The sequence below is a fragment of the Pedobacter sp. AW31-3R genome (assembly GCF_052180285.1).
Classification (GTDB): domain Bacteria; phylum Bacteroidota; class Bacteroidia; order Sphingobacteriales; family Sphingobacteriaceae; genus Pedobacter.
The window spans coordinates 1076171-1089017 of the sequence record NZ_CP197475.1 but is presented as its reverse complement, the minus strand read 5'-3'; the positions used below and the strand labels follow the sequence as shown (position 1 = coordinate 1089017).

Here is a 12847-nt window from a genome sequence, read left to right as displayed (position 1 = left end):
ATTTAATTACTATTTTTGCAGCCTTGAATTTAACAGGTCGAGTGGCCGAGTGGCTAGGCAGAGGTCTGCAAAACCTCGTACAGCGGTTCGAATCCGCTCTCGACCTCCAGATTTATATAAATTAAAAACATAAAGGTTAAGACCATGGCAGTTACCAGATTAAAAAGAAAAGACAGAAAGAATAAAACAACTTCACGTTTAGAAGTTAAAACTTTGAAACTAGCTACAAACATCGAATTGGGAAGCCGTTCAAAACAATCTAAAAAAGATCAGTTGGCATTAAACAACATCATTTTAGATCAGTTAGTTGCTGCTGCAAGAGCATAGTTTCTTTCTGTTAAAAGCATAAAAAAAACCGTTTAGTCAGCTAAACGGTTTTTTTTATGAGCTTTCAATAAGCTATTTTCCCAATAAAGCTTTACAAATCCTTCTGATCAGCCAGGGCCCTTCATAGATAAACCCGGTATAGATCTGTACCAATGCAGCACCCGCAGCAATTTTATCCTTTGCATCCTGAACGGAATGAATTCCTCCTACCCCAATAATAGGGAAAGCCTTACCCGACTTCTCCGATAAATAACGGATGACTTCAGTAGAACGCAGGGTCAGGGGCTTGCCGCTCAATCCACCAGTCTCCGCAGCCAGTGCAGCTACACTCGCCAGTCCTTCCCTGCTGATTGTTGTATTCGTCGCAATGACACCTGCAATACCCGCATCTTTAACGATATCAATAATATCATCAAGCTGTTCATTCGTTAGGTCAGGAGCGATTTTCAGTAAAATAGGCCTGGAGACCCCATTCTTGCTGTTTCGTTGCTGCAGCGTATTCAGCAACTCAGTCAGCGGCCCTTTTTCCTGTAAAGCCCTCAATCCCGGTGTGTTCGGAGAACTCACATTCACCACAAAATAATCCACCACATCGAAAAGCTTGTCAAAACATTTCACATAATCACTGGTTGCCTCCTCATTTGGCGTGTTTTTGTTCTTGCCAATATTCCCACCGACAACAATTGAGGGGTCTTTTGCTTTCAGGGCACGTAACCTTTCCGCTACCACATCCACCCCTTTATTATTGAAACCCATCCTGTTGATCAGGGCTTCATCTTCCTGGAGACGGAACATCCGCGGCTGCGGATTTCCTGGCTGTGGTAAAGGGGTAACCGTACCAATTTCAATAAAACCGAAGCCGAGATGACTCAGCGACTCTACATACTCTCCATTTTTATCAAATCCTGCTGCCAATCCCACAGGGTTTTTAAATTTAATCCCGAAGACTTCCCGTTCAAGTGCCTGATCACGGACATCAAAGCTATTGCGCAGGATAGTTTTACCAAGAGGGAAATGGTCATGAAACCAATTCAACCGTTCAACGACAAAGTGGTGCACTTTCTCCGGCTCAAACTTGAAGAAAATGGGTTTTATAAGACGATACATGCAGCGAAGATAGGAACCATTTCAAGGATAAAAAAGGAGATAAATCATCTTTTCACATAAAAAAGCAGGCTGCCTGTAATAAAATTAAAGAAATTGCCCAGAACCCACTATCAGTCAATATAAAATGCGCAGTAAAAATCGTATTTTTGCATCCACATGATTTCGATAAACGACTTAACATTCCTTATTGGTTCCAGGGCTTTATATGACGAAGCGAACTGGCATATCAAACCAGGAGAAAGAATTGGCCTGATTGGTGCCAATGGAACAGGAAAATCTACCCTATTAAAAATAATTGTAGGAGAATACGCCCCTTCCTCAGGATCAGTTTCTATGTCCAAAGACTTGAAAATTGGTTACCTGAACCAGGATTTACTTTCCTACGAATCCCACCATACTATTTTGCATGTGGCCATGGAAGCTTTCGAGCGCCAGAACCAGATACATGATGAAATTGAAGTGTTATTAAAAAAGATTGAGACCGATTACTCTGAAGAAGTACTGAATAAACTGAGTGACAAGCAGCAGGAGTTTGAAGCACTGGATGGTTACAACATTGAATACAAGGCAAATGAGATTCTTGCGGGACTTGGTTTCAGCACTGAAGATCAGCACCGTCCACTGAATACTTTTTCAGGAGGATGGAGAATGCGTGTCATGCTGGCTAAAATCCTGTTGCAAACCCCGGACATCCTTTTGCTGGATGAGCCGACCAACCACATGGACTTACCCTCTATCAAGTGGCTGGAGACTTACCTGGCAGGTTTTGAAGGAGCCATTGTCATCGTTTCCCACGACAGGTATTTCCTGGATAAAATCGTGAACCGCACAGTAGAATCACGCAAAGGAAAGCTAACGACCTATGCGGGGAACTATACCTTCTACCTGGAAGAGAAAGCACTTCGCGGAGAGATCCAGAAAGGTGAGTTTAAAAACCAGCAGGCCAAGATCAAACAGGAAGAGCGTTTGATTGAACGTTTCAAGGCGAAAGCCAGTAAGGCCAAGATGGCCCAGTCACGAATGAAAGCACTGGATAAAATGGAGCGTGTGGAAGATGTTGATGATGATAACCCTACGGTCAACTTCAGCTTCAAATTCACGAAACCTTCAGGCCGGCACGTGATCCGGATTGAAAATGCAACCAAGAAATATCCCAATATAGACATCCTTGAGGATGCAGAGGCTGTTATTGAAAAAGGCGATAAGATCGCATTGATTGGTGCCAATGGTAAAGGTAAATCGACCTTATTAAGAATGGTTGCCGGAGTGGAGAAATTTGAAGGTAGCTGTGAGACAGGCCACAATGTGACCACCACATTCTTCGCCCAGCACCAGCTGGAATCCCTTCACCTGGGAAATACCATTCTGGAAGAACTGCAGGCTTTTGCCCCTAAACATACCGATACGGAGTTACGCTCTATCCTGGGCTGTTTCCTTTTCACAGGAGATGATGTATTCAAAAGGATTAAAGTCCTTTCCGGAGGTGAAAAATCAAGGGTCGCTTTAGCGAAATCATTAACGACAGACTCTAACTTCCTGATCCTGGATGAGCCTACGAATCACCTGGACATCCAATCGGTAAACATTCTGATCCAAGCCTTACAACAGTTTGAGGGAACATTTATTGCCGTATCCCACGACAGGTACTTCCTGGATAATGTAGCCAATAAAATCTGGTTCATTGAAGAGGAAAAGATCAAACAATATCCTGGTACTTATGCCGAATACGAAGTCTGGAACAGCAAAAGGGTTATTCCACCGGCCAAAAATATCCCGGTAAAAGCAGAAAAAGAAGTCAAGCCAAAGGCTGAGCCGAAACCTCCTACCATAAATACACAACAGCAGCTCAAAAAGCTGAACGACCAGTTACAAAAAATCGAACTGGAGACTGTTGAGCTGGAGACGACTGTAAAAGTTATTGAAACTGAACTGGCAGACGAAAAAGTATACAGTGATCAGGCTAAACTGGCAGAGGCGAACAAACGTTATCAGGCAGCAAAAACACTGCTGGATGATGCACAGCAAAAGTGGGAAACCCTTGCTGCAGAAATCATGGAACTGGAAACCGCCTGATGAAGCGTATTGTCGGATTACTCTTCGTATTCTTCGGAACACTGCAGCTGTGCAGGGCACAGCAGAAGCAGTTTGAGTATGACAACCATATTTACACTGCACAGATTAAGTCTGTGCAGTGTTACAATACACAAAAAGAACAATCTTTCCCGGTTATACAGCTGAATTCAACTGCGCAGTTGCTGTTCTCTTTTGATGACCTCAATGGAGGAAGCAAAGAATACTGGTACACCATAGAACATTGCACATTCGACTGGCAGCCTTCCAATGTCACCCTGCTCGATTACCTGGACGGATTAAGCGAGGACCGGATTATAGATTATGCCTACTCCTCCAAAACGCTCCAGAAGTTTACGCATTATGAACTGAAGATACCCAATGAACAGATGAAGCCCAAAATACCCGGCAATTATCTGCTCAAGATTTATGAAGAAGGAGATCAGAAAAAGCCCGTGTGCTCACAGCGTTTTTATGTCAGCAGTAACCAGGTGAACATCGACCTGCAGGTAACGCCCAGCAATGACGTAAACCAGCGCTCCAGCAACCAGAAGATCAACTTTACGGTTACGCATCAGATGCCCATTCAGAATCCTTACAACGACCTGAAAGTAGTGCTGATGCAAAATGGAAATGCATTGACCTCCAAACTGAATACCAAACCAACCTATGTTAAACCTGGTACTTTAATCTACAATGAAGTAAATGCAAACGACTTTAAAGGATTAAATGAATTCCGCAAATTCGATATCCGCAGCCTGCGGTATAAAGGTGCGCATGTGTCAGCTATTACAATGGATACGCTGAACCGGATCACTTTATTCGCCGATGCAGACGGAAATGCGCCGAAGTATACACGGCAGATTGATGATGACGGAGCTTTTTTTATCCGTAACCAGGATAACCTGGAGAACAATACCGACAGTGATTATGCAAAAGTATGGTTCAGCATCGATGTTGCCTCTCCGGGAGATGGTGAACTGTATGTCACCGGCGGTTTCAATAACTTCAGACTGAACCCTGAAAACAGGATGACTTATGATGCGAACAGAAAAAGGTTTTCTGCGAATCTGTACTTAAAACAGGGAGTATATGATTACCAGTATGCCTGGAAAGACAGCAAAACCGGTGTCGTGAGTATCTCTACGATGGAAGGGTCGTTCTTTGAAACCGAGAACAACTACCAGGCTTTTGTTTATTTTCGCAAACCCGGTAGTCGCTGGTATGAACTGGTGGGTTATCAAACCATCAGTACCGTGCAGAAATAAACTGTTGAAGTTTTCTTTCTGATAGGGATTATTTCTTCCTGATCCATACAGAGACACTTCCTGCATTACAGAAAAACTCAGCCCAGCCCTCTTCATTCACCATTACTTCATCTTCCCTTCCGCCGATCGCATCAATAAAGATCTGTCCCGCATGTCCTTTTCCTATTTCCATATTTTTATGGCCTTCCTCTCCATTGCTTAAGACCACGGCCACACCAGAATCCCCATGTTCTTCATCTCCTTCCCTGGTCCATCCGATACAGTTCTGATGATCAATATAGTCGCGCTGGAAACCATGTGCAAAATCCCTGCGTATCTGCGTCATTTGCGGCAGTCCCTCAACAAAGACCAGCTCCACATCCCTGTCCTGCCCTTCATGATCTTTATCTACATACTTTGCACCATACAGGTCGGGATAAAAGATACAAGGGATTCCCTGTTCCCTCAGGAGGATCATGGCATAAGCCAGCGGGCGGAACCAGAAGTCAACATATGCTTCCAGCGACTGCAGGGGCTGTGAATCATGATTATCCACAAAAGTCACCGACAAATGCGGATGTGATTCCACCAGTGTATCCACAAATATTTTGCTCATATCATACTGGTCACCCTGCAATCCTGCCTGGTAAAAATTATGGTGAAGCATAGAATCAAACAACTGCATCCTGCCTTCAGTAAGGTCTATGTAAGAACGCAGATTGGCCACATCATCCAGCACCCAGTTTTCTCCTACGACGAAAAAGTCCTTGTTAAACTTATTCCTCATGTGGTCCAGCCATTCATTCAGGTAATCCGGAGCAATATGTTTAACTGCATCCAGCCTGAACCCATCCATTCCACAGGTTTCATAATACCATTCTCCCCATCTTTTCAACTCTTCCCGTACCGCTTTATTCCGGAATTCAATATCACTGAACATCAGGTAATCGTAATTGCCAAGTTCCGATGAAGGTACCTCCTCCCAGCCTTCGCCGTATTCATTCTGGATAGAAAATATAGCCGTTTCTTTTAAATCTTCAGCCCAGTCTGTTCCGCTAAAGCAATTTTTATCCCATACAAAATCAGAGTATTTGCCCCCTCTGCCCGGAAAAGTAAATTTCGTCCAGGCTTCGATTTCAAAGACATCAGAGATAAACTCAGCCCTGTTTTCCGGATCGACACGGCGAACAGCAACTTTCTCCAGTTCATCTGCACCAGCTTTATGGTTGAAGACAATGTCTGCCATTACCATAATCCCCTTTTCCTGTAAGGCATTTATCGCCTGAAGATATTCATCTTTGCTGCCGTGCCGCGTAGGGATACTGTTCTTCTGGTCAAACTCTCCCAGGTCGTACAGGTCGTAACAGTCGTACCCGGTAGAATCAGCCCCTTCTGTTGATTTATAGGCGGGGGGCAGCCATGCTCCTGTAATTCCCATTTCCTGCAGTTTTCCAGACTCCTGAATAGCCTTCTGCCATAATTTTTGTTCTTCGTTATAATACCAGTGAAAATATTGGATAAATGTCTGATTGACCATAAGTTTGTAAGCGTAATTGTTGTTAAATCGCTAGAGTAACAGCGTTTAATTCTATTTTGTTTACTTTTGCAGCAATTATGAGTACAAACGCCAAAAGCCCAAAAAATTCGTTCACTATCATGAATGAATTAGTCCTGCCAAATGACACCAACACATTAAATAACCTCATGGGTGGCAGGCTGTTACACTGGATGGATATCGCTGCAGCTATTTCTGCACAAAAACACTGCAACAGGATTGTGGTTACAGCATCGGTAGACAATGTATCTTTTCAGCAACCCATTAAACTGGGGGATGTAATTACCATTGAGGCCAAAGTCACCCGTGCTTTTCATACTTCTGTAGAAGTACGCCTGGATGTATGGGCAGAAAATATCCCTTCCGGAACGCGGGTAAAATCCAACCAGGCCTATTATACTTTTGTGGCGGTTGACCAGAGTGGCAGGACGATCCCTGTTCCTGAGTTGTTACCAGAGACGGAAGACGAAATTGAATTGTATGCTGATGCCTTGAGAAGAAGACAGTTGCGTTTGATCCTTGCCGGAAAGATGAAGGCTGAAGATGCAAAAGAACTGAAAACATTTTTCTTCGGTGAACAGGCTTAGACTTAAAGAAGAAGCATGAGCGCAAAGAATACGCTTGATATTAAAAATAAAAAAACCGGATCACCTTAAAAAATGATCCGGTTTTTTATGTTCAGGATTCAGCCTCCACCTAACTGCCCATTTCCAGTATTTTATCAAATTCAGTCGCTTTCAGCTCCATCACTGATAACCTGCCCTGACGTACCAGGGAAATGTCCTTAAGGCTCTCCTCGGCTTTAATCTGCTCCAGTGTAACGGGATTTTTAAGCGTCTCCACAGGCACCAGGTCTACCACCACCCAATTCGCATCATCAGTTGTAGGATCCTGATAGAATTCCCTGACTACTTTGGCGATGCCCACCACATTTTTCCCTTCATTGCTATGGTAAAAAAGGACTAAGTCACCTTCTTTCATCAATTTGATATTGTTACGTGCCTGGTAGTTTCGTACACCATCCCAGAAGGTACGTCCGTCTTTGTTAAACTGTTCCCAGCTATATTTAAAAGGTTCTGACTTGACTAAGAAGTAGTTCATTTGTTGATTGTTTATATAATTCCTTCGATGGTTTCAGTAACCAAAACTAATAAAAGCGGAACAATTTGTGGTTAAATAAATAGAAATGGCAAAATGTAAATACAAGCAGTGATTAAATATTAATGCAGTACTTTAAACATCAACTCTTTCAGCAGCTCTCCGTCAGTCACATTCCCCGTACTGTCCACTCCTTTGCTCTTCAGGTCATATTCCCGCAACAGACTGATAATATCAAAAGTTTTGCCGATAGTATAACTTCTGGCCGCCGTTTCATAGTCCTTCACGAAATAAGGATTAACCCCCAACTCTTTGGCTGCTTCACTTTTGTTCTGCAGGTAATGGTATTTAAGGATTTTAGTGAAATACGCGTTTAAATTTGCCATCACCATGACCATAGGGTTTGCTTTGGGATTATCTGCAAAATAGTTGACAATCTGATTGGCCTTCAATACATTCCTTACCGCCAAAGCTTTCTGCAGCTCAAAGACGTTATATTCTTTACTGATGCCAATATTCCGCTGGATATGGTCGGTATCTATGGTTGTTTCCCTGCTGACATTCAGCATCAGTTTCTCCAGCTCATTGGAAATCTTGGATAAATCCGTCCCCAGGTATTCCGCCATCAATGCCGCAGCCTGCGGAGCTATTTTAGCTCCCTTTTCTTTGACCAGGTCTTCAATCCAGCCTGCCAGCTTATAATCCCTTACCGGATCAGACTGAAATACCAATCCGCTTTTGGTAATGGATTTGAATAGCTTCTTGCGCTTATCGAAATTTGCATACTTAAAGCCGAACACCAGAATGGTGCTGGGCAGTGGTTTTTCAAAATAACTCTGAATAAATTCTGCTTCTTTACTGCTTCCTTCAGTTTCCTTTGCCCATTTTAAATCCTGTGCTTCCTTCACAATGATCAATTGATAATCGGACATCATCGGGTATCGTTTAGCGGCATTCAGAATGGTAGCCATATCTGTATCCTTCCCGTATAAAACGGTCTGGTTGAACCCCTTTTCCATATCATTCAGAATATGTTGCTCCATATAGTGAATAATCTGGTCAATATAATACGGTTCTTCACCATGCAGCAGATAAACCGGCTTGAACTTTTTTGCTTTAAGGTCTTTTATAATATCGGAGGCACTCATATAATTATCCAAATGTAACCGCTATAAATTAATTATTAAAGGTTATTTTTGCACAAATGGCATTTAATCCCACAGCACTTAATTTACCGCATCATCCTTTCAGGATTACCCTAAAAGAAGAGCAGTATTTTATTTTTGATGAAATCAGGAAGAAACACCTGGTGCTGACACCTGAAGAATGGGTAAGGCAGCATTTTATCCAATACCTGATTAAGGAAAGGAAGTTTCCTAAATCTCTGATCCAGATTGAAGGGGGACTGCATTTAAATGCATTGCAGAAAAGAACTGACATCGTTATTTTTAATACTTCCGGTGAGCGCATCATGGTGATTGAATGTAAGGCACCTTCGGTGAAGATTTCCCAGGCTGTGTTTGACCAGGCATCAAGATACAATTCCGTACATAAAGCCAAATGGCTGGTGGTGACCAATGGACTGAAGCATTGTTATGCACAGATAGATCACCTTAAATCATCTTTTTTATTTTTTGAGGAACTGCCGGACTACAGGGATTTGTAATTGGGTTCTCCTGCGAGTCTTCTAAGCTTCATCTACGGCTTTCAGCCGGAAAAATGAATCCTATTGTTTCCAGGCCGACAAGCGCTGAAATACGCTTGAATGCCTTTCAACAACAGGATTCATTTTTTGAATTTCTTCTCACCTGGGATGGAGGTAAATTGAACGCTTAAAGAAATACAGGTAAACGAAGCAGTCTTTATCCGAAAAAGTGTGTATCCGTGATATGGGTTTATATTCAAAACCAGCTGAGGTATGTAGATATGGAGGTGTGTACACTTATTTTATAGATCATCTTTTCACAATCAGTTGAGATAACTGAATACTATTTGCCCATACAGGTTTATGGATCATTGTTTCACAGCAGTTATTTTACAAAAAGGGGTATGCTGTTTGATGTCTGAATCTTTCGCCCCTTTAGGCAAATTATCCAGACATCAAACAGCATACCCCAAGTTTTTACAGGAAGAAAATTCTTTCCCGCATACCGTTCCTAATTAGGAAAGTGCTTGCAAGGACTCCTCTATAATTTTAATCTTCCCTTCCGCATCTGATTTCTTGTTACGTTCATTCTGAATAATCTCCGGTTTCGCATTCTGCACGAACCTTTCATTACCCAGCTTCGCATCAACAGACTTCAGGAAGCCTTGCAAATACACCAGGTCTGCATTTAAGCGTTCACGTTCTGCCTCTACATCGACAGTCTCATTCAGCTGAATAAAGAACTCATCATTCCCCACCATAAATGAAGCCGCACCCGCAACCTTATCATTCACAAAGTCAACCGCTGTAATATTGGCCAGTTTCCCGATAATAGTCAGCCATTTATCATACGCTAAAGCTGAATTCACTTTAATGCCCAATGGCAATCCTTCCTTAGGGGAAATCTGCTTCGTATTCCGGATATTACGCACTTCAGCAACAATACCTTTCACCACTTCCACATCTTTCAGTAAAGCTGCATCAGCATGGCCTGCAACAGGGAACGGTGCAACAATAATGCAATCCAGTTCACCTTTCTTGCCAAACAACTCATCATGCCACAACTCTTCTGTCAAAAATGGCATAAATGGATGCAGAAGGCTCAATATTTTCTCAAAGAAACCGATCGTTGCTTTTAAGGTAGCAGGATCAATTGGGTGCTGATAAACAGGTTTTACCATTTCCAGGTACCAGGCACAGAAATCATCCCACACTAACTTATAAGTCGTCATCAGAGATTCAGACAGGCGGTATTGTTTAAAGTTATCTTCAATTTCAGCAAAAGCCTCATTGAAACGGTTCTCGAACCATAGAATAGCCTGTTCATTTGGATTTGGCAGACTTTCATCAACTTTCCATCCTTTCACCAGACGGAAGGCATTCCATATTTTATTGGCAAAATTCCTGCCTTGTTCACAATAGCTTTCATCAAACATCAGGTCATTTCCTGCAGGAGAGCACAATAACATTCCTACCCTAACACCATCCGCTCCATATTTTTCAATCAGGCCAATCGGATCAGGTGAATTACCCAGCGACTTAGACATTTTACGGCCCAGTTTATCACGTACGATACCAGTCAGGTAAACATTGGTAAATGGTTTTTTACCCGTAAACTCATGTCCTGCCATAATCATCCGCGCTACCCAGAAGAATAAGATCTCAGGAGCCGTCACCAGGTCGTTCGTGGGGTAATAATAACTGATATCTTTATTTCCCGGATTTTTCAGTCCGTCAAATACAGATATTGGCCATAACCAGGAAGAAAACCAGGTATCCATCACGTCATCATCCTGTTTAATGAATGGTGCCAGCTGGTGTTTAAAGCCATGGGCTTCTTCTTCAGAGAAATTGCCATCAATATCTTTCAGCTTCAGAAATTCATCCAAAGCCTCTTCCTTCGTTTTGGCAACTACCCAGTTACCTTTATCATCATACCATGCCGGAATCTGTTGTCCCCACCACAGTTGTCTGCTGATATTCCAGTCGCGCACATTCTCCATCCAGTGACGGTAGGTGTTCACGAATTTCTCCGGGATCAGCTTCACCTCTCCGTTCAATACGTCTTCAAGGGCAGGTTTTGCCATCTCATCCATTTTACAGAACCACTGCATGGAAAGTTTAGGCTCAATGGCAGCATCGGTACGTTCAGAAAATCCTACCTGCGACTTATAATCTTCCACTTTTTCCAGGTGACCTGCTTCATCGAGCAATACGGCAATTTTCTTTCTGGCTGCAAAGCGGTCTTCGCCTACCAGAATAACGGCAAGCTCATTTAAAGTACCATCATCATTCAGGATATCGATCACAGGAAGCTTATGTTTTACCCCCAGTTCATAATCGTTCAGGTCATGCGCAGGCGTAACTTTCAGGCAGCCTGTACCAAAATCCATCGTTACATATTCGTCTTCAATCACCGGGATCTCACGGTTAATCAGCGGAACGAAAACAGTTTTACCTTTCAGGTGGGTATAACGTTCATCATTAGGATTGATACAAATCGCTGCATCCGCCATGATGGTTTCAGGTCGTGTGGTCGCAATAGTCAGGTATTCCACTGCAGCATCTGCATTCGCGGGAGCAATGGAATACTTAATATAGTATAACTTCTGGTTCACCTCTTTACGGATCACTTCTTCATCAGACACCGCTGTTTTACCAGCCGGATCCCAGTTCACCATGCGGATTCCGCGGTATATTCTTCCTTTTTTATATAAATGGATAAAGCTGTCGATCACTGAATCTGAAAGGTCTTCCTCCATGGTGAAACGTGTACGCTCCCAGTCGCAGCTTGCCCCCAGTTTTTTCAGCTGGTCAAGAATGATGCCTCCGTATTTCTCTTTCCATTCCCAGGCATAAGCAAGAAACTCTTCCCTGCTCAGGTCTTTCTTACTAATTCCTCTTTCCTTCAGCATGGCGACCACTTTTGCTTCTGTCGCGATAGAAGCATGGTCTGTTCCCGGTACCCAGCAGGCATTTTTCCCCTGCATACGGGCACGGCGGATCAGTACATCCTGAATGGTATTGTTAAGCATATGCCCCATGTGCAATACACCAGTAACGTTTGGTGGAGGAATTACAATGGTATAAGGCTCGCGCTCATCAGGTTCAGAATGAAAGAAGTTTTTTGAAAGCCAGTAGCTGTACCATTTGTCTTCGGTTGCTGCCGGATCATATTTAGTGGAAATGCTCATTATATTTTTAAAGTATCAGTTTCAATTGCAAAAATAATCTTTTTAATGGAAAAGAATCAGGCTTTCCACTCTTCGTCAAGGATTGCATATTCAAAACTATCCATCCAACCGGTTTTAAGTGGTAAAATCTGCCTCTTCCTGCCCTCCTGTGTCATTCCTGCTTTTTCAAGTACACGGATAGAAGCCAGGTTTTCAACAGCACATCCGGCATTGATCCGGTGTAATTTAAGACGGTCAAAGCCAAACCTGATGATTGCCCGGATCGCTTCAGTAGCATATCCTTTATTCCAGAAATCTACATTGATCTTATACCATACCTCTGCACTTTTGAACTTCGAGGAAGACAATTTGAGTGCGATTAACCCAATAAACCCGCCCTTTTCCAGTTCAATCGCAAAAGTATAATTCTTAATCGTTTTCTTCTGGTGGTCATTGATCCAGCCATCAACAATCACATTGGTTTCCTCCAGGTTTTTTGGAATCCCCAGTGTATTATACTGGTCAGTTTCTGCCAGGTGGTGCAAGATATGGACGGCTTCCAGATCTGCCATCTCGACCAGTCTTAATTTCAGTCGTTCTGTGAAAAATTTTACTTCAGTCATTT

The 12847-nt window shown here is 42.8% G+C and carries 11 protein-coding genes and 1 tRNA gene; 6 read left to right on the top strand and 6 right to left on the bottom strand.

Going from position 1 to position 12847, the window contains the following annotated elements; translation table 11 throughout:
* The first annotated feature begins 35 nt into the window (after window positions 1-35).
* A tRNA-Cys gene (locus ACSBL2_RS04565) sits at window positions 36-109 on the top strand.
* Between the two features lie 35 nt (window positions 110-144).
* Window positions 145-327 (top strand): spore protein, encoded by a 183-nt coding sequence (locus ACSBL2_RS04560; RefSeq protein WP_442590482.1) that lies wholly within the window; start codon window positions 145-147, stop codon window positions 325-327.
* A gap of 72 nt (window positions 328-399) precedes the next feature.
* On the opposite strand, the gene ACSBL2_RS04555 is transcribed toward ACSBL2_RS04560, so the two are convergent.
* A complete protein-coding gene (locus tag ACSBL2_RS04555; RefSeq protein ID WP_442590481.1) occupies window positions 400-1434 on the bottom strand; it encodes a quinone-dependent dihydroorotate dehydrogenase in 1035 nt (344 codons plus the stop codon).
* Between the two features lie 156 nt (window positions 1435-1590).
* Between ACSBL2_RS04555 and ACSBL2_RS04550 the strand changes: the two genes are divergently transcribed.
* Together ACSBL2_RS04550 and ACSBL2_RS04545 are read left to right on the top strand one after the other, a co-directional pair.
* Window positions 1591-3507 carry an ABC-F family ATP-binding cassette domain-containing protein gene (locus ACSBL2_RS04550; protein WP_442590480.1) on the top strand — a complete coding sequence of 639 codons (1917 nt, stop codon included), beginning with the start codon at window positions 1591-1593 and terminating at the stop codon, window positions 3505-3507.
* Window positions 3507-4772 carry a DUF5103 domain-containing protein gene (locus tag ACSBL2_RS04545; protein ID WP_442590479.1) on the top strand — a complete coding sequence of 422 codons (1266 nt, stop codon included), beginning with the start codon at window positions 3507-3509 and terminating at the stop codon, window positions 4770-4772. Before ACSBL2_RS04550 ends, ACSBL2_RS04545 begins: the two co-directional genes overlap by 1 nt.
* Before the next feature lie 28 nt (window positions 4773-4800).
* Here ACSBL2_RS04545 and ACSBL2_RS04540 read toward each other — a convergent pair whose 3' ends face one another.
* Window positions 4801-6288 carry an alpha-amylase gene (locus ACSBL2_RS04540; RefSeq protein WP_442590478.1) on the bottom strand — a complete coding sequence of 496 codons (1488 nt, stop codon included), beginning with the start codon at window positions 6286-6288 and terminating at the stop codon, window positions 4801-4803.
* A gap of 77 nt (window positions 6289-6365) precedes the next feature.
* Between ACSBL2_RS04540 and ACSBL2_RS04535 the strand changes: the two genes are divergently transcribed.
* On the top strand, window positions 6366-6893 hold the full coding sequence (locus ACSBL2_RS04535; RefSeq protein ID WP_442590477.1) for an acyl-CoA thioesterase: 528 nt from the start codon (window positions 6366-6368) through the stop codon (window positions 6891-6893).
* A 109-nt stretch (window positions 6894-7002) separates the two neighbouring features.
* Here ACSBL2_RS04535 and ACSBL2_RS04530 read toward each other — a convergent pair whose 3' ends face one another.
* A complete protein-coding gene (locus ACSBL2_RS04530; RefSeq protein ID WP_442590476.1) occupies window positions 7003-7407 on the bottom strand; it encodes an EVE domain-containing protein in 405 nt (134 codons plus the stop codon).
* A gap of 119 nt (window positions 7408-7526) precedes the next feature.
* Window positions 7527-8552, bottom strand: a complete 1026-nt coding sequence (gene holA / locus ACSBL2_RS04525; protein ID WP_442590475.1) for a DNA polymerase III subunit delta — start codon at window positions 8550-8552, stop codon at window positions 7527-7529.
* A 56-nt stretch (window positions 8553-8608) separates the two neighbouring features.
* Here holA and ACSBL2_RS04520 point away from each other — a divergent pair, with 56 nt between their 5' ends.
* A complete protein-coding gene (locus ACSBL2_RS04520; protein ID WP_442590474.1) occupies window positions 8609-9070 on the top strand; it encodes a type I restriction enzyme HsdR N-terminal domain-containing protein in 462 nt (153 codons plus the stop codon).
* 494 nt (window positions 9071-9564) lie between these two features.
* Here ACSBL2_RS04520 and ACSBL2_RS04515 read toward each other — a convergent pair whose 3' ends face one another.
* On the bottom strand, window positions 9565-12243 hold the full coding sequence (locus ACSBL2_RS04515; protein WP_442590473.1) for a valine--tRNA ligase: 2679 nt from the start codon (window positions 12241-12243) through the stop codon (window positions 9565-9567).
* Between the two features lie 56 nt (window positions 12244-12299).
* Window positions 12300-12845 (bottom strand): GNAT family N-acetyltransferase, encoded by a 546-nt coding sequence (locus tag ACSBL2_RS04510; protein ID WP_442590472.1) that lies wholly within the window; start codon window positions 12843-12845, stop codon window positions 12300-12302.
* Window positions 12846-12847: the final 2 nt, after the last annotated feature.

Coding starts and splice junctions, on each gene's coding strand:
- ACSBL2_RS04540 (WP_442590478.1), bottom strand. CDS start 6,288: ATGGTCAATCAGACATTTATCCAATATTTTCACTGGTATTATAACGAA.
- ACSBL2_RS04560 (WP_442590482.1), top strand. CDS start 145: ATGGCAGTTACCAGATTAAAAAGAAAAGACAGAAAGAATAAAACAACT.
- ACSBL2_RS04535 (WP_442590477.1), top strand. CDS start 6,366: ATGAGTACAAACGCCAAAAGCCCAAAAAATTCGTTCACTATCATGAAT.
- ACSBL2_RS04550 (WP_442590480.1), top strand. CDS start 1,591: ATGATTTCGATAAACGACTTAACATTCCTTATTGGTTCCAGGGCTTTA.
- holA (WP_442590475.1), bottom strand. CDS start 8,552: ATGAGTGCCTCCGATATTATAAAAGACCTTAAAGCAAAAAAGTTCAAG.
- ACSBL2_RS04515 (WP_442590473.1), bottom strand. CDS start 12,243: ATGAGCATTTCCACTAAATATGATCCGGCAGCAACCGAAGACAAATGG.
- ACSBL2_RS04510 (WP_442590472.1), bottom strand. CDS start 12,845: ATGACTGAAGTAAAATTTTTCACAGAACGACTGAAATTAAGACTGGTC.
- ACSBL2_RS04520 (WP_442590474.1), top strand. CDS start 8,609: ATGGCATTTAATCCCACAGCACTTAATTTACCGCATCATCCTTTCAGG.
- ACSBL2_RS04545 (WP_442590479.1), top strand. CDS start 3,507: ATGAAGCGTATTGTCGGATTACTCTTCGTATTCTTCGGAACACTGCAG.
- ACSBL2_RS04530 (WP_442590476.1), bottom strand. CDS start 7,407: ATGAACTACTTCTTAGTCAAGTCAGAACCTTTTAAATATAGCTGGGAA.
- ACSBL2_RS04555 (WP_442590481.1), bottom strand. CDS start 1,434: ATGTATCGTCTTATAAAACCCATTTTCTTCAAGTTTGAGCCGGAGAAA.